The organism is Dellaglioa sp. CoH-55-MRSF-7, from assembly GCF_056782235.1.
Window position 1 is genome coordinate 110996 of record NZ_JBXAYI010000003.1, and the last position, 17815, is coordinate 128810.

General features: G+C 32.6%; 16 protein-coding genes. 12 read left to right on the top strand and 4 right to left on the bottom strand.

Annotated features, from left to right (window positions below; translation table 11 throughout):
* Nucleotides 1–41: 41 nt before the first annotated feature.
* Genes AC1RPU_RS04295 through AC1RPU_RS04310 form a run of 4 tightly spaced genes read right to left on the bottom strand, consistent with a single transcriptional unit; the run spans nt 42 to nt 4779 of the window.
* Complete coding sequence (locus AC1RPU_RS04295) at nt 42–2882, bottom strand: YfhO family protein (RefSeq protein WP_481761552.1); 2841 nt, start codon at nt 2880–2882, stop codon at nt 42–44.
* 19 nt (nt 2883–2901) lie between these two features.
* The gene (locus AC1RPU_RS04300) at nt 2902–3864 is read right to left on the bottom strand and encodes a glycosyltransferase family 2 protein (protein ID WP_481761551.1); all 963 of its coding nucleotides are present in this window, start codon (nt 3862–3864) and stop codon (nt 2902–2904) included.
* Between the two features lie 40 nt (nt 3865–3904).
* Nucleotides 3905–4318 carry a GtrA family protein gene (locus AC1RPU_RS04305; RefSeq protein ID WP_481761550.1) on the bottom strand — a complete coding sequence of 138 codons (414 nt, stop codon included), beginning with the start codon at nt 4316–4318 and terminating at the stop codon, nt 3905–3907.
* Nucleotides 4319–4320: 2 nt separating this feature from the next.
* Nucleotides 4321–4779 carry a flavodoxin gene (locus tag AC1RPU_RS04310; RefSeq protein WP_481761549.1) on the bottom strand — a complete coding sequence of 153 codons (459 nt, stop codon included), beginning with the start codon at nt 4777–4779 and terminating at the stop codon, nt 4321–4323.
* Between the two features lie 151 nt (nt 4780–4930).
* Here AC1RPU_RS04310 and map point away from each other — a divergent pair, with 151 nt between their 5' ends.
* The 12 genes from map to AC1RPU_RS04370 all read left to right on the top strand — a co-directional run bounded on the left by map (nt 4931) and on the right by AC1RPU_RS04370 (nt 17779).
* Nucleotides 4931–5713 carry a type I methionyl aminopeptidase gene (gene map, locus AC1RPU_RS04315; protein ID WP_409022111.1) on the top strand — a complete coding sequence of 261 codons (783 nt, stop codon included), beginning with the start codon at nt 4931–4933 and terminating at the stop codon, nt 5711–5713.
* Between the two features lie 152 nt (nt 5714–5865).
* The gene (gene galU, locus AC1RPU_RS04320) at nt 5866–6735 is read left to right on the top strand and encodes a UTP--glucose-1-phosphate uridylyltransferase GalU (RefSeq protein WP_481761548.1); all 870 of its coding nucleotides are present in this window, start codon (nt 5866–5868) and stop codon (nt 6733–6735) included.
* 101 nt (nt 6736–6836) lie between these two features.
* Nucleotides 6837–7730 (top strand): YihY/virulence factor BrkB family protein, encoded by an 894-nt coding sequence (locus AC1RPU_RS04325; RefSeq protein ID WP_481761547.1) that lies wholly within the window; start codon nt 6837–6839, stop codon nt 7728–7730.
* A 32-nt stretch (nt 7731–7762) separates the two neighbouring features.
* Nucleotides 7763–9508: an MFS transporter gene (locus AC1RPU_RS04330; RefSeq protein WP_481761546.1), complete on the top strand. Its 1746-nt coding sequence runs from the start codon at nt 7763–7765 to the stop codon at nt 9506–9508.
* A 286-nt stretch (nt 9509–9794) separates the two neighbouring features.
* Nucleotides 9795–10778 (top strand): LCP family glycopolymer transferase, encoded by a 984-nt coding sequence (locus tag AC1RPU_RS04335; protein ID WP_481761545.1) that lies wholly within the window; start codon nt 9795–9797, stop codon nt 10776–10778.
* A gap of 13 nt (nt 10779–10791) precedes the next feature.
* Complete coding sequence (locus AC1RPU_RS04340) at nt 10792–11535, top strand: YveK family protein (protein ID WP_481761544.1); 744 nt, start codon at nt 10792–10794, stop codon at nt 11533–11535.
* A 23-nt stretch (nt 11536–11558) separates the two neighbouring features.
* Nucleotides 11559–12284 (top strand): CpsD/CapB family tyrosine-protein kinase, encoded by a 726-nt coding sequence (locus AC1RPU_RS04345; protein WP_481761629.1) that lies wholly within the window; start codon nt 11559–11561, stop codon nt 12282–12284.
* A 44-nt stretch (nt 12285–12328) separates the two neighbouring features.
* Nucleotides 12329–14158 carry a polysaccharide biosynthesis protein gene (locus AC1RPU_RS04350; RefSeq protein ID WP_481761543.1) on the top strand — a complete coding sequence of 610 codons (1830 nt, stop codon included), beginning with the start codon at nt 12329–12331 and terminating at the stop codon, nt 14156–14158.
* Nucleotides 14158–14748 carry a sugar transferase gene (locus AC1RPU_RS04355; protein ID WP_481761542.1) on the top strand — a complete coding sequence of 197 codons (591 nt, stop codon included), beginning with the start codon at nt 14158–14160 and terminating at the stop codon, nt 14746–14748. Before AC1RPU_RS04350 ends, AC1RPU_RS04355 begins: the two co-directional genes overlap by 1 nt.
* Nucleotides 14741–15625 (top strand): NAD-dependent epimerase/dehydratase family protein, encoded by an 885-nt coding sequence (locus AC1RPU_RS04360; protein WP_481761541.1) that lies wholly within the window; start codon nt 14741–14743, stop codon nt 15623–15625. The genes AC1RPU_RS04355 and AC1RPU_RS04360 overlap by 8 nt, the downstream gene beginning before the upstream one ends.
* Complete coding sequence (locus tag AC1RPU_RS04365) at nt 15622–16770, top strand: glycosyltransferase (RefSeq protein WP_481761540.1); 1149 nt, start codon at nt 15622–15624, stop codon at nt 16768–16770. Before AC1RPU_RS04360 ends, AC1RPU_RS04365 begins: the two co-directional genes overlap by 4 nt.
* Nucleotides 16771–16807: 37 nt before the next feature.
* Complete coding sequence (locus AC1RPU_RS04370) at nt 16808–17779, top strand: DUF6625 family protein (RefSeq protein WP_481761539.1); 972 nt, start codon at nt 16808–16810, stop codon at nt 17777–17779.
* Nucleotides 17780–17815: the final 36 nt, after the last annotated feature.

Sequence of the window (17815 nt, forward strand, 5' to 3'; positions counted from 1 at the left end):
TATTTAGTAGATGAGGTCATAATAATATCATTTATGTCTAATTAAAGTCTTCTTAAACGTCTCCAAATTAGAGGTGTTAAACTATAACTCCCCCAAACAATGAGGCCAAAAACACTTAAAAGAAAACCAGTTGATAAGCCAGGTGTTTGATAACTATAAATGATATGATGAGTTCCTTTTTTTAATTTTAAGCCAATAAAAGCGCTATTTGTTTTAATAACGGGCACGCTATGACCATTATCAGTCGCTGTCCAACCTGTAGAGTAAGGGATAGATGATGTTAGGATACCTAATTTATTTGTTGTTATTTTGCCACTAACTCTATTTGTAGCAAATTTTAATGAATTTAATTTATTTTTCTGGATTTTTTTAACATCATTTGTGTAAGTTTGACCAAGCGGAACGGCAGTAATTTTAAGGTTGAATGAGTAAGTCCCTGAATTTGATAAAAGTAAATCCAAACTTTTGGGCATTTGTTTTTGATAGCCCATATTTAGGGTAGCATCAGATAAAACTTTAAAGAAAGAAAGATTTTCAATACCCAATTGCTCAATCGTATTAGTCGTTAAATTAGATTTAACCCCGATCGAATAGCCTGTATTGGAAGAACCTGTCGTCAGTTGCTTCCTAAGCGATTTCTGTGCTGACCGGGGACCATTCGTATCTAATAACTGGTTATCTGGTTTCGTAGTATTATTAAAAATAGCCATATTCACTTGTTCTTTAGAGGACAGTGATTGGTGCTTAATGTTAGTTAATGAAAGATGCAATTCAGAATTTTGATATTTTTTTGCGTTCTTAATGTCAATCTGATAGCTATCTGAAACAGGATTATTACGATAGTGATTATTGGTAATACGTGTTTTTGTTTCGTTAGGTTCTCCGGCGTTCACTGTTTTTACAATTGTATAGGCAACGTTTTCAGTATCAAATGTTGATTGTTTCTGGTTAAATCCGGATGTATCCGCGATACTAACGGCTTTAGCTAATTGACGTTCTTGATCAGAAGCGGATAATTTAGCAGTTTTTTGATTTGAAGTGACATCAGATTGCCAATAAATTAATGGAAAATTATTCTTAGTTTCATAAAGATTGGTTTTCTCAGGTTTATTTTTATTTTCAGATTTAGTTTTGAGTAATGTATAACCATAGGGGATCTTTGACTCATTTGGCTCATTTGAATGAGTAAAGAGATACTTAACGCCAAAAAAGTTATTAGCGATTGTTCGATCATCAAAATTTTCAATCGGAATATTATTGTTATATTGAGCATTTTGTAACCTGTTTGAAAATACTCCGACTGCGCCATTTTGAATCGAGTAGTATGAGTTAATTAAATTTAAATCATTATTTAAATTATTTCGTAACATGTAGTTAGAACCAAAGTTATAATTTTGGCTAATCGTTGAAACACGAAATGAGTTAGATTTAGGAAGAGAATTATCTAATCCATCAAATAGATTAGATGATAGTTTCTGGTAACTACCAGAGGGCATTAAAGTCTTACTATAAAAGTTAGTGAAAGGTGATGCAAAAGAAACCCCAGTAAAGATCAAGTTCACTAGGATAAGACCGAATATGATTCGACCAGAATTTTTATTTTGACGGTAAAGTAAGATTGCGACAAAAAAAGAAATTAAAAAGATAACAGGAATGAAAATTTCTGTCGTCCCATTAATATAAAAGGGTAATGATACTAAAAGTAAATAGATACCAAGACAAATACTGAGGTATTTAATTTCAGGCAACGTTATTTTTTTGAGAGAATCAATGAAGAAGGCACTTCCAAGTGAAATGGGAACAAATAATAATAGAATCCAACGATTAGAAGGGGCTTGAAAACCATTAAACATCGCACCAAACATTGGGAATAGTAACATAATCAACCCAATTGAAAGACTCGTTGTCATTAGTGGGTAGTGTTTCCAATGGTAAAACAGATGGAATAATGCTAGAACAGCTAAACTACTAAAGCCAAATTTAACCCAGAAAGAAGATACTCCGCCAGCAAGTAATTGAGCAGGTAAATTAATGTAGTAATAAGCGGGGAAAGAGGTCAAACCATTTGCGAATAGACCACCTGACCGAGTTGAACTAAAGACCGCAAGAATTGACGGTAGCATGATAAAGGCAGAAATCAGTAAACTGATGACTGTACTGATTAAAAAAGTGCCCGCTGTTTTAAAGAAACTGAGATTTTTTCGATAATAATAAATGAAACGTAGTACTAAATATACAAAAGCACCGATGCCTAAGACTATGGCGAAGTAAAAGTTACTGATAAACATCCATGAAAAAGCAAAAATGAAGAAATGTGGTTTAAACCCTTGTAAAATTTTTTCTATTCCGACAATTATAAGTGGAAAAAGAATGAATGGTGTTAGGAAAAAAGGTTGCATTAGGGATGAATAAAGTGAAAAAGAAGTGAAGGTATAAATGATTGCCCCACCTAAGATCGCGCTATTCGTTAATTTAAAGTGTCTCGCAAAGAAGATAAATGATAGCCCCACGCAAAATAACCTCAAAATGAGTGTGAGCTGGTAAATAGTCACAACGGCACTTGAGGGAAATAATAGCGTAATATAGGCGAATACGTCTCCAATAACGTAATAAGCAAATGTTTGAAATTGATCTGCGCCAAGCCCTAATTTCCAAGACCACATTTGGAGTGGTTGAAAGGGATGGTTGATGAATTCACCAAGTAGTTGACGATAATTTTCTAATACAGGTAGATGCTGTTCAGCAGGATCATGACTTTGAATTAAAGAGTATCCAGCTAGTTTGTAAGTTCCAAAAATAAGAACAGCTAAAATTGCAAAAATGATAATGTAATAAAGATAGGTCATTTTTGATTTTTTTAGATCGAAACGAAACTTCTGCATAGCTGGAATCCCCCTATAATTAATCCTTTTTTGAACTGAAGACGTCTGATTCTTTAATAATATAGACGGGTCTGTTTTTGACTTCTAAGAAAATTTTACCTAAGTATTTACCAAGAATCCCAATACAAAACAATTGAATGCCACCCATCATTAAGATAACTGAAATCGTTGATGGCCAGCCAGCTGTTGGATCACCATAGAGTAACGCTCTAATAATAATAAAGATAATTGCAAAAAGAGAGCCAACAAATGATAGGAAACCAACAAATGTTGCAATTGAAAGAGGTACTTCTGAAAAGGCTATGATACCGTCTAATGAATATTTGAATAAGCCCCAGAAATTCCAACTTGTTTTACCAGCAACACGTTCTTGATTTGTGTATTCTAAGTATTCCGTATTAAAACCAACCCAACTGAAGATACCTTTTGAAAAACGATTGTATTCTGACATTGATAAGACAGCATCAACCATTTGACGGGTCATTAAGCGATAATCGCGGGCACCATTAACAATCTCAGTATCTGAGATGCGATTTATTAATTTGTAGAAAAGAGTAGCGAATGCAGAGCGAATCACAGGTTCACCTTGACGAGTTGTCCGACGTGTCCCCACACAGTCGTAGTCATTTTCTGGATCTTCTAAAATAGCTAACATCTTAGGCAAAAAGCTGGTTGGATCTTGTAAATCAACGTCCATAACAGTTACGTAATCGCCAGTCGCTTTTTGTAAGCCACAATATAAAGCAGCTTCTTTTCCAAAATTTCGTGAAAATGAAGCATAATGGACTGTTGCTGGATGATCTTTTTGTAATTGGCGCATTTCTTTGAGGCTGTTATCAGATGAACCATCATTAATAAACCAATATTCTAATCGGATATCTGGTAAATTGATAGACTCCTTTTCAACCGCATCAAAAAAAAGCGGAATAGATTCTTGTTCGTTGTAACATGGCACAACGATTGAAAGAACTTTGGTTGTCATAAATAAAGTGCCCCCTAGGATGAATTTACTGAATTTTATTTTATGATTTTTTGAAAATAAATAACTTACTAAAAATATAATTAATTAAAACGATGAAAATTTGATCAAATAACTTAACGAGTGATGCATCTAAGTGTAAAACAGAAACACCAATTGTCATAATTAATTGATCAATGACTAATGATAGAAGTCTAAAGCCAAAGAAAGATAAAACTTCACGTATTAAACCTGAAACATGAGTGTTCTTTGAGCCAAATACCCAAAGCTTATTAGTGACGAATGCAAAAACAACCGAAACAAACCATGCAATTACGTTTGCAAATTGATAATTTACACTAAGGTATGATTGGAAAACAACAAAAGTAACGATGTTAATTAGGGTTGTTAGACCACCAAAAATTAAATACGAAATTAGGGCATAATGTTTATGAAATAATTCATTTATTTTATTCATGACTAGTTTTCACTGCTAGTTACTTTATCAAATAGCTCTTTAGCAAAAGCTTCTAATTTAGTGATATCTTCTTCTTCAGGTGCTAAATCGATTTTTAGATTAGCTGAACCCTTTGTTGCGCCTGCTTCTTCGAAAGCTGAACCAAACTTATCAACAGCAGTTCCAAAAAACTCACCATAAAATGTATCGCCAGAACCGGCAACACCGAATAATTTACCGGTTAAATCAAGCTCCTGTAAGTCTTCATAAAAGTCCATGCCTTCATCAGGAAGTGAGCCTTCGTCATAAGTATAAGGAACGACAACGCTGATATCGAAGTTAGTTAAATCAGATGCATCTGATTGTGAGATTTCTTCCATCTCAACTGTTGCACCTAAATTTTCAAATGCTTCGGTAATAATGTCAGCGATGTCTTCATTATTACCTGTAATTGTTGCAAAAATAACTTTAGCTGAAACCAAACTAAATTCCTTCTTCCATATTAAAATAGTAGTTAAAGTATATCAGATAAAAAAACGATTGTGAAAGGAATTGAGTATCTCGTAACAAATTCTATACAATTGCGGTATAATAGTTGAGAAGAATTATTTATTATAGGAGGAAACAAATTAAATGATCACATTAAAATCAGAACGCGAAATTGAAGAAATGCGTGCTTCAGGTGCTATTATTGCAGGGATGCATAAGGGATTACGAGATATTATAAAACCAGGTATTTCTAGTTGGGAAATTGAAACTTTCTCACGTAAGTATATTGAAAGCCATGGTGGTGTTGCTGAACAAATTGGCTTTGAAGGCTATAAATATGCGACTTGTGTCAGCATTAATGATGAAATTTGTCATGCTTTCCCACGTAAAGGGTTAATTTTAAAAGATAATGATTTAGTTAAAGTAGATACAGTTGTTAGTTTACATGGCGCAATGAGCGATTCTTGTTGGAGTTATGTTGTTGGTGAATCTACACCAGAAATTGATAAATTAATGGCAGTAACGCATAAAGCCCTTTACTTAGGAATTGATCAAGCCGTTATTGGTAACCGTATTGGTGATATTGGTCATGCTATCCAAACTTATACTGAAGACCAAATGGGCTATGGTGATGTTCGCGAATACGTTGGACATGGCATTGGACCTACCATGCATGAAAGTCCTTCCGTACCTCATTATGGTCAAGCTGGTAAAGGATTACGTCTTAAAGAAGGGATGACAATTACTATTGAACCCATGATTAATATTGGCGGTTGGGAATCAGAAAGTGATGATCCTAACGGTTGGACAACAAGAACTGCTGACGGTAGTTTGTCGTGTCAATATGAACATGTTATTGTTATCACAAAAGATGGTCCTAAGATTTTAACCTCTCAAGATCCAGAATTTGATGCGAAATATTTATAAAATAGATAGCTACAATGAACTGCTAACTTAATTGTTTAGCAGTTTTTTTGTATAATGTAGCGGATTCATGATAGAATTGTAATATTCGTAGAGTTTGAGATAAATTAATGGGATTTTGTATATCGTATAAAGAAAAAAAGGAGAAGTTAATTATGAAAGTTAGAAAAGCAATTATACCTGCAGCAGGTTTGGGAACTAGATTTTTACCAGCAACAAAAGCAATGGCTAAAGAAATGTTACCTATCGTGGATAAACCAACGATACAGTACATTGTTGAAGAAGCTAAAGCAGCAGGGATTGAAGATATTTTAATTGTTACGGGTAAAGGGAAACGCCCAATTGAAGATCATTTTGATTCAGTACCTGAATTGGAAGCTAATCTTAAAGCTAAAGGTAAATTAGAACAATTAAAAATGGTTGAGCAAACAACTGATATTAATTTGTTCTTTATTCGCCAGTCACATCCTAGAGGTTTAGGGGATGCTGTTTTAATGGCTAAAGACTTTGTTGGTGATGAACCCTTTGTTGTTATGTTGGGTGATGATATCATGCAAGATAAGGTACCATTAACAAAACAATTGATGGATCGCTATGAAGAAACACATGCTTCAACATTGGCTGTAATGGAAGTCCCACATAAAGAAGTATCAAAATATGGGGTTATTGCACCACAAAGTGAAGTGTCAAAAGGGCTATATGATGTTGAAAAATTTGTTGAAAAACCAGCTGTTGATGAAGCACCAAGTGATTTAGCTATTATTGGTCGTTACTTGTTAACACCAGAAATCTTCGGGATGTTAGAAACACAAGAACCTGGTGAAGGTAATGAAGTCCAATTGACTGATGCTATTGATCGTTTAAATAAAGTGCAACGTGTATTCGCGCATGAATTTAAAGGTGATCGTTATGATGTTGGAAATAAATTCGGTTATTTAAAAACAAGTATTGATTTTGGTTTGAAACATCCAGAAGTTAAGGATGAACTTAGAGAATACATTAAAGAGTTATCTAAAAAATTATAATAAAATTAGAAGATTGGGCTGATTTTAAATGCTCAATCTATTTTTTTGTCTAAATGTGATACAATTTATTCTTATATAGATGTATTTCGCGGAGGAATCGTATGAAAAGTAAGTTCGTTCAGTTTATTAAAATATTTAAAACACAATTTATTAATGCCGATGTTAGTAATTCTTCGGTTATTATTGCGTACTATACGTTATTATCGATTTTTCCAGCAATTATTTTTATTGGTAATTTAATACCAATGCTTCATTTAAAGGTGTCCGTTATTTTAGAATATGTAAAAGTTGTGATGCCATCCGCGATATATAGCATTTTAGCACCGTTTATTGAATCGTTTCTGAAAAATGGAAATGGTGGATTATTGTCAATTGGTGCTGTCGTAACGTTATGGACGACAAGTAAGGGGATTAATGCATTGAAGAAAAGTTTCAACCATGCCTATAGTGTTGAAACGAAGCAAAATCCAATTGTTGGGCGAATTGTATCGTTTGTGTTAACGATTGGGTTAGTTATCTCCTTAGGTGCTATTATTTTGTTCTTTGGGTTCAGTCAAATAGTAGTTGAGGTGTTGACACCCATTTTACATTTGCCGGGAGAATTTTTAACTGTGATTACCACGGTTAAATGGCCTGTCGCCTTAATCGGTATTTTTATTATTATTTTATTACTTTATCGGATATTACCTAGTGCAAGACTTAGGTTCAGGGCAGTTTTACCAGGGGCAATTTTGACAACCATTGGGTGGATTTTATTGACCCAAGTATTTTCGATATACGTGCAGTATTTCGGTGGCGCTTTTAGTAGTTATGGTGCAATCGGAACAGTAATGATTATGTTATTCTGGCTGGATTTTGGGGCATGGATAATCATGCTAGGTGCTGTTCTTAATGCATCGATTGCTATTGTTCGACATGGTGAAGTTGAAGCACAATCTATTCAGCTAAATAGCTTATTTAAGCAATATAAAAGTCGATTTAGTAAGAAAAAATAAAATATTATAAATCGTTAGGGGAGGTAAGTTAATTGAAAAATAAGTCGATTAATTTAAAAAATCATGTCGGTGTATTTATTGTTATGTTTAGTGTGAGCTTGTTTTTAGTCTTACCTCAGATACTCGCACATAGTTTAGTTTTAGGTTCTGATTCTTTATTTCATTTTAATCGTATTTACGATATCTATATGCAATTTAAAACAGGCAATTTTAACTATTTCCAAACAAATTACGGGTTTCAACAAAGTGGTCGGATTATCAATGCTGTGTATGGGCCTGGATTTGCTTATCTGCTAGGTGGGTTGCTACTACTCGTACATAGTTGGTTTAATTTTCAGGTTATTTCTTCTTTTTTAATTTTCTTTATTAGTGGTTACTCAATGTATTTACTAGCTAAAGAAATAACTTCGACCAAAGATATCTCACTATTAATGGCTGTTCTTTTTATGGGTAGCTTGTGGATTGCGCGATGGTCAACTGAGCAAAATTTTATGGCTTGGGGTATCATGCTAGTGCCACTAGTTGTTTTAATGGGTGTTAAAATGATCAAAAATAACGCAGAAGGATTGCGAATTCTACCCTTAGCGTTAACCATGTCGGTAATGATACAGGTACATGTTTTAAGTGCCTTGATGTCGATTGGTGTCCTATTCGTTTTTTTTATAGTTGGTTTTATTCAAACGAATCAAAAATCGAAACTATTATTAACCTGTTTTTGGGCGGGGTTATTATCGTTAGTTCTGACATTTAATGTTTGGGGTGCCATGTTAGATGTTTTCGCAAACAATAAATTATACGCACCGCACGTTAATGTGATGATGTCCAATTCAACTATGAATTTATCGATGGGGGGGCCAACGCTTACTAAAATTGGTTTGGTTATGAGCTTCATATTTGTAGTACAAATTAGTTTATTGTTTATAAAACAAGCAAAATTTACGGTTACTAATAAAGTAGTAACTAGTTTAGGTTTAGTTTTCTTAGTCTTAACGTCAAAATTAGTTCCTTGGACGGATTTAGCCCAGGTTATCCCATCAATACAAAGTTTCTTGCAATACCCACGTCGCTTTGAAGGGTTCGCTGTAGTTTTATTATTAGCGGGTTTTAGTGCAACACTATCAAGTAGTTCATTTAAAAATTATCGGAAGTATATTGATCTATTCTTAATTGTTGGAGGTCTTGTTGTCGGAGTACAATCGTATTTAGAAATTCAAAAAAGTAATGAAGCATGGCATACTAATCAGTCGATAGTTTCTCCCAATAATGTTGATATCGCAGATAATACGAGTAACGAACAGATTACCAAAGCATTTATGAGTTCAAATCTAGATGATGGTTTAAAGTTGATTACCAAGGCATCGCCAGACTATTTACCTAATAATCGAGTATTAAGTGAACGTCCTTATCATGATTATCGATTAGACATGAAAAAAAATAAAGATGAAGTAAGTAAAACGATTAATAGTGAAGGAAAGTTAAGTCTGAGTTGGAACGCAACAAAAAAAGGAAATGAGATTTCTTTACCCGCGATAGTCTATAATAATTCAACTGTTCAATTAAATGGTAATAGCCTTGATCCTAAAAAAATGACCTTGTCAACTATGGGTAGTCCAACCGTTAAAGCAACTAAAATAGGTACAAATAGGTTAGTCATTGGTTATCATACGAAAATAATAACAAGAATTAGTTTAATCATCGTTCTAGCCACTTGGATAATTAGTTGCGTTAGTGCTGTTTTTATAAAAATCACTGATTATAAAAAAGAAATTAAGTTATGATATAGTTTTAACAAGTAATAGGGACTTCAAAAAGAGAACATAATTAATGATGTTCTTTTTCTGTATTAAAAATGAAATATAATACTTTTAAATATAACGTATAATTAAAAGTGTAGAGCACTACAACTTTGAAAGCGTGGTCAAAATGTTTAGAATATCATATCAGTTGACAATAAGATTAAACAATGATTAGACAAACGATTTTAAGTTTCATTTAAGTCTGGTAACATGTATAATAAATTATTGTGTCATTGTATACATCTAAAAAATTTAGGGGTAATTAATTATGAGTGAAGATAATATTAAACACCAAGGTAGCCACAAGAAGCATCATCATAAAAAGAAAAAAATGAGTACACTGAAAAAATGGGGGATTGGTGTCGGAATCGTCGTTGCCGCACTATTGGTTATTGGTGGTGTGTTGATGGCGAAGGTTTATCTAGATGCAAAAGACGTTGTAGATAATACATATCAAAAAGTAAATGTTAAAAGTAAACGAACAACCGGGAGTGTCTCTCTTGATAAAGAGGCGCCTTTCTCAGTTTTAATTTTGGGTGTTGATACGGGCGAAGATGGGAGAACAGATCAAGGTCGATCGGATACAATGATGGTTGCGACAATTAATCCTAAAACAAACTTGACGACATTAACGAGTTTACCTCGTGATACGAAGATTCCGATTACAGGTCACGGGACAGATAATAAATTAAATGCTGCATATGCTTATGGGGATGTTTCCTTAGCGATGGATACTATTCAAAACTATTTAAATATTCCAATTGATTACTATGTTCAGATGAATATGAAGGGCCTGGAAGAATTAACGGGTGCCGTTGGTCCAATTACGGTCAATAATCCATTTGCTTTTTCAGCGGGAAGGCATCAATACGTAAAAGGTGATATTGAGTTAACTGAAAGTAATGTTTTAGACTTTTCTAGAATGAGACATTCTGATCCTAATGGTGATTACGGGCGTCAAAAAAGACAACGCTCGGTTGTGACTGAATTAGGTAAAAAAATAGCTTCTATTGATGGTGTCACAAATTATCAAGCAATTTTGAGTGTACTTGAGAGCAATATGAAAACAAATTTGAAATTTTCTGATATGAAAAAAATAGTGACTCAGTATCGTAGTGCTATAGGCACAATTAAAGATGTTCAACTTCAAGGACAATCACAAATGATAAATGGTGTGTCGTATGAAGTTGTTCCATCAGCACAAGTAACGAAAGTATCCAACATGATCAGAAAACAATTAGACTTAGACTAGGAGAATTATATCAATGGAAGAGACAATCAATCTTGAACAAGTTTTTAGCATTTTAAAGAAACATCTTAAATTAATTATTGGGTTAATAATTGCGGGGGCACTATTAGCATTTTTTGTAACCATGTTCTTTATGACGCCAAAATATAACTCGACTGTTCAAATATTAGTTAATAGAACAGAAACTGCCAATAATGTAGGGGCTGCTTACAATACACAGCAAGCAGATGTCCAAATGATTAATACGTATAAAGACATTATTCAAAATAAAATTGTACTAGATCCTGTGAGAAAAGAAATTGCTAAAAAAGATAATTTCGTTGGTACGAGTGATGATTTAAAAAATCAGATAAGTATATCAAATCAAGAAAATTCACAGGTTTTTAGTGTAACTGTTAAAGATACTAATGCATATCGCGCGGCTGATATTGCAAACTCTGTTGCTGATACGTTTAAAAATAAAATAAAAAAAGTGATGAAAGTTAATAATGTAACAATTGTTGCTGATGCAGTTGCAAAACCTAATGCAGTATCACCTAATAAAAAGATGAATGTATTAATAGGTCTGTTACTAGGGGGGCTTATCGGAATTGGGATTGCATTCGCAATAGAACTTTTTGATAAAACAGTTAAAAACGCTGATTTTTTGACAGATCTTGGTCTTTCAAACTTAGGTATGATTAACCATATTGACGAAACTAATAAGAGTCAAGGACTTTTTGGACAATCAACACCAAGAAAAAGAAAGCATACTAATTAAAATAGATAAGGGGTTATTGAATGATGAGTTTATTAAAAAAAGATAAAAAGTTATCAACTGATAGTATTGATAACGGTGTTGGATTAATTACTGTTACTCAACCAACATCAACGATTGCAGAACAATTTAGGACTGTACGTACGAATATCCAATTTTCAAGTGTTGATAAAGAAATGAAAGTTATTATGGCGACATCATCAGGTCCATCAGAAGGCAAGTCAACAGTTATAACTAATCTTGCTGTAACATATGCTAATCAAGGACTGAAAGTATTGTTAATTGATGCCGATATGCGTAGACCAACTGCGCATCAAACTTTTGGTTTGAGTAATGAAACCGGGCTTACAAATTGTTTGACTGAAAAAAGTATTGATGTTGCAAAAGCAGTTGAAGAAACACCAATTGAAAATTTATATGTTATGCCTGCAGGTCCTACTCCACCGAACCCTTCAGAATTATTGAATACAAAACGGATGGATTCTTTAATTACAGCTGTCGCTGAACAAATGGATATGGTTATCATCGATACACCACCATTAATTTCTGTAACAGATGCACAAATTGTTGCAACAAAAGTTGATGGTACAATTTTAGTTGTGAGACAAGGTGTGGCAAATAAAGGTGCCGTTTTGAAAGCAAAAGAATTATTAGATACCGTTCATGCAAGAATCATTGGGACGATTTTGAATGATGTTTCAGGTAGTGATGAGTCAGGTTATTATGGTGGGTATTATGGCTATTATAAATAATAATTAAGTAGACGTAGGATAATTTAAGGAAGCAGGGATTATAGGTGACTAGGAAAAGTAAACAGGTTGTTTTAACTGGATTGGATAGTTTGATTTGGGTAGTTTCAATTTCATTATCGAGGTTATTTTTAGGGCCGTATATTAGTTTTAGTAACTCTGATTTATTGGAATTTGGGTGTATATGTTTGATTTTATACCTAATAATTGGATACTCATTAAACCTCTTTTCTAAAATTAATAGGTATGCTAGCTTTAAAGAAATAATTGCAATTTTTATTGCAATAACAATTACAGCAGTTATTAGTAATATTAGTTATTTTTTCATAAGTTCAAATTATAGTATTCGTTTTGGAATATTAACTTATTTACTGGCCCTCCTTTTTATTGGTGGCAGCCGATTTGCATGGCGCTATCTTGTTGAAAATATCTTTAATAATGAAGAATCAGAAACATTAATTACAACATTAATAGTCGGTGCAGGGGATGGCGCAGAAGCTTTAATGGAAAGAATACAAAGAGATAATGCCGACTTGAATGTTATTGGATACGTCGATAATGATATTCAAAAACAAAAAATGTGGATGATGGGTAAGAAAGTTTTGGGAACTTTCCAAGAAATTCCAATGATTGTCGAAGAATACGATGTTGAACAGGTCTCAATTGCTATTCCTTCATTAAGTCCCCATAATTACGAGGACTTGTTAGATATTTTAAATCCTCTAAAAGTTAAAATTAATCGCATGTCAAGTTTTGAAGATATGTTAGAAGACAATAGTGATTCTAGAAAAATGCATGAGATTGACGTTGTTGATTTACTGGGTCGACAAGAGATTAAACTTGATATGGCTAAGATTGAAAGCAAAATATATGGTAAAACAATTTTAGTTACAGGAGCGGGTGGCTCTATTGGTTCAGAAATTTGTCGACAGGTTAGCAAATTTGGTCCTAAACGACTAATTTTACTAGGACATGGAGAAAATTCAATTTATTTGATTCATCAAGAATTAAAAAATCTTTATGCTGGGAAAATTGAAATTGTGCCGATTATTGCGGATGTTCAAGACCGGGCACATATTTTTGACTTAATGGCACAATATAAACCAGAAATAGTCTATCATGCTGCAGCACACAAACATGTACCATTAATGGAAGCTAACCCAACTGAAGCCATTAAAAATAATGTTTATGGTACGAAAAATGTTGCTGAAGCTGCTAAGTCTGCAAATGTGAAATCATTTGTAATGATTTCAACTGATAAAGCAGTAAATCCGCCTAATATTATGGGGGCAACGAAACGTCTCGCTGAAATGATTGTAACTAGTTTGAATGAACCAGGTCATACAAAATTCGCCGTTGTTCGTTTTGGTAATGTTCTTGGTAGCCGTGGTAGTGTTGTACCACTGTTTAAGAAACAGATAGCTAAAGGTGGACCAGTTACTGTTACTGATCTTAGAATGACAAGATTCTTTATGACAATTCCTGAAGCTAGCCGTTTAGTGATTCAAGCGGGGACGCTATCTAAAGGTGGAGAACTATTTATCTTAGATATGGGTAAACCGGTTAAAATTGTTGATTTAGCACGAAAAATGATTAAATTAAGTGGATATACTGAAAACGATATTGATATTGTTGAGTCAGGTATGAGACCTGGAGAGAAACTGTATGAAGAATTATTAGTAAGTAGTGAAAAACAGCAAGAGCAAGTATTTGAAAAAATTTTCTTGGGTAAAGTAACACCATACAAGATTGATGAAATTATGAGTTTTGTTAAGAGTGTAGAGCCGTTAACTGGTACTGCTTTGAAAAAAGAAGTTATTAGATATGCACATACTCATAATGGTGAACCCTCAATTGATTCGGAAGGTATGCGTTAATGTATAAAAAATATTTTAAAAGAACAATTGATTTTGTTATTTCTTTAGTAGGCCTTGTACTTTTATCGCCTATTTTTTTAATTATCGCAATTATTGTTAAAGTCGATTCGAAAGGCCCTATTTTCTTTGTACAAAAGCGGGTAAGTATTAATAAAACCTACTTTGGTATTTTAAAATTTAGGACGATGAGAACTGATACACCTGATGTACCTACTCACTTATTGAAAGATCCGGATGCTTTCATTACTCGCTCGGGTAAAATTTTACGAAAAACGAGTCTTGACGAATTACCACAAATTATTAATATTTTAACAGGTAAGATGAGTATCGTTGGTCCTCGACCAGCACTTTGGAGTCAAGAAGATTTAATTAACGAACGTGAAAAGTACGGCGCTAATAACGTTTACCCAGGGTTAACTGGATTAGCACAAATTAGTGGGAGAGATGAATTATCTATTGCTGAGAAATCAAAAATTGATGGTGATTACGTGCAACTTTTATCTTTTTCAGAAGATTTAAAAATTTTTTTTGGAACAATTACATCAGTTTTAAAGAGTGATGGTGTAAAGGAAGGTAAGAGTGATGACTAAACGAGTTTTGATAACCGGTGCACATAGTTATATTGGAGGGGCATTTAAAAGCTGGATTAATAAATCAGAATCGGAAGATATATCAGTTGATATGATGAGCGTTCGAGATGATAAATGGAGAGGAAAAAATTTTGGTCTATATGATGTAGTACTTAATGTTGCGGGTATTGCACATGTATCTTCGGATCCGAGTATGGAGGATCAATATTATAAAGTAAATAGAGATCTCGCAATTAATTTGGCTAAAAAAGCTAAATCTGAGGGAGTGAAACAATTTATTTTTTTATCAAGTATGATAGTATATGGTGAAAAAAATGGACTACAAAATACTAATATAATTACTCGAGAGACAATAATGAACCCAATTGATTTTTATGGTGATAGTAAGCTACAGGCAGATGTAGAAATTCAAAAATTAGCAGACGATAACTTTAAAACGGTTGTTATCAGAACTCCGATGGTTTACGGACCGAATAGTAAGGGTAATTTTCCAAGGCTACTGAAGTTAGCTGAGAAATCCCTGATTTTCCCAAGTATTAACAATGAACGAAGTATGATTTATGTAGATGTATTAACAGAATTTATCAAACAGATAATTATTAATGATGCATCAGGCCTTTATTTCCCTCAAAATAAAGAATATGTTTCTACAAGCGATGTAATCAAAGTAACAAGGAAATTATTAAGAAAGAAAGTATACTTTATCTCTATTTTTAATCCGCTTATTTCTCTATTATCAAGGAAGTTTCGTGTTTTTAATAAAATATATGGTAGTAAAGTTTATGATAAAAAAATTAGCGAGTGCTCTTTCGAATATACATTAGGACTTACATTAGAAAATACGATAACGAAAATTTTAATGGAGGATAAGAAATGAAAAAAGTTTTAATCGTTGCGTCGGTTGCTTCAATGATTGAACAATTTAATATGGATAATATCAGAATATTACAAGAATTAGGATATAATGTGGAAGTTGCAACTAACTTTTATTCCGCTGGAACTATACCAGATGATATGGCTAATTCCTTAAAAAAGAAGCTTGAAGGAAAAAATATAATTTGTCATCAAATTGACTTTTTAAGAGGAATTGGTTCAATAAAAGCAAATAAAAAAGCATATAATCAGCTTGAAAAATTAGCAAGTACAACTACCTATAATTTTGTGCATTGCCATTCACCGATGGGAAGTGTATTAACTAGATTAGTTTTTAAAAATAATAAAGAAACTAAAATTGTTTATACGGCACATGGCTTTCAGTTCTTTAAGGGCGGGCCGAAAAAAGATTGGATATTATTTTATCCTATAGAACGTTACTTATCTAAATATACGGATATTTTAATAACAATCAACAATGAAGATTACTCAATTGGAAAATCTTTTGGTATAAAAGAAGTTTTACATGTGCCTGGCGTTGGAATAAAATGGGAACAATTACGAGAACAATCAACTAATATCGATGAATTGAAAACTGATTTAAAGATAAGTAAGAATAGTAAAGTGATGATTTCTGTAGGTGAATTATCTAAGCGGAAAAATCATATTGTGGGAATAGAAGCAGTAAATAAATTGAAAGATAAAATTGATATTACATATATTATATGCGGTGTTGGAGATCAAAGAGATTTATTAGAAAAAAAAGTGAAAGAGTATGGATTAGAAGAAAAGATTATTTTTACAGGTTATTCTGAAAATATTAAACAATATTTAGATATAGCAGATTTTTCTCTTTTTCCATCTAAACGAGAAGGATTAGGACTAGCGGGATTAGAAGCTATGGCTACTGGTCTTCCATTAGTAAGTACTTACTTAGGGGGGATCAAAGATTACACAGAAAATGGTATCAGCGGGTGTGTAGTGGATGATCCTACTGATATTTCCCAGTTTGTGAAAGCTATAGAAAATTTACTAGGCATCAATGATAAAGAATACGAAAAAATTGTTAAAAACAATATTGAAGTATCAAAAAAATATAGTATTAAGAATGTAAATGAAATTATGTATAGTTTATATTCTAAAATTTAAATTATGCGATGTTGTCTATAAATTGAAAGGATTCGCAATGATTAAAAACACAAAAATAGTATTGATAGCTATATATTTTGGAGAATTACCAAATTATTTTGATTTATGGTTAAAATCAGCGGAATATAATAATGAGATAGATTTTCTAATATATACTGATCAAAATATATCTACAACCATACCGAATGTTAAAATAAAAATAGTCAACTTTAAAGATATTCAAGCGAAAATAAGATCACATTATACATTTCCTATAAAAATTAATAATCCGTATAAGTTGAATGACTACAAACCGGCTTACGGTGAAATATTTGAGGAAGACATCTCGGGATATGATTGGTGGGGATTTGTGGATATTGATACTATATTTGGAGATTTAAAAAAATTTTTATCTGAGGATATACTAAAAAAATATGACAAAATAAATACTCGTGGACATTTTCAAATGTATAGAAATAATAATCAAATTAATAATGCATATAAAATTGATCATCATAAAAAAGGGACGTACAATTATAAGCAGGCATTTACAACTGATGACGCAACTCACTTTGATGAAATTTGGGGAACTGCAAAATTTATGCCCGACACAGATATGAGAATATATGATCCATATAAAGAAAAGGTCTATTATGCTGATATTTGGGTAAAAGCATTTCGATTTATAACACTTGATATTTCTGAGGGAAAACAATATCAAGTGTTTAGATGGCATGATGGGGAACTAGTAATGAATTATATTGATAACGGAAAAATTAAAACTAAAAAGATAGAATATATTCATTTACAAAAAAGAAAAATGCAAGTTGATGTTGAAATATCAAATGATGACCATAGCTTTTTAATTGTACCTAATAAGTTTATAACAGATGAAAAGTTGTCTATTGAAAATATAAAGAAATATAATGAAGGAAAATGGCCTAATGGTATCCGCAGATATTTCCAATATTATATTAAGCAATTATTTAATGGGGAGCTTAAGGCTAGAATACGAAGAATTTGGCTCTAAATATAAGATTGAAAATAGATTAACACTTTTTATCTG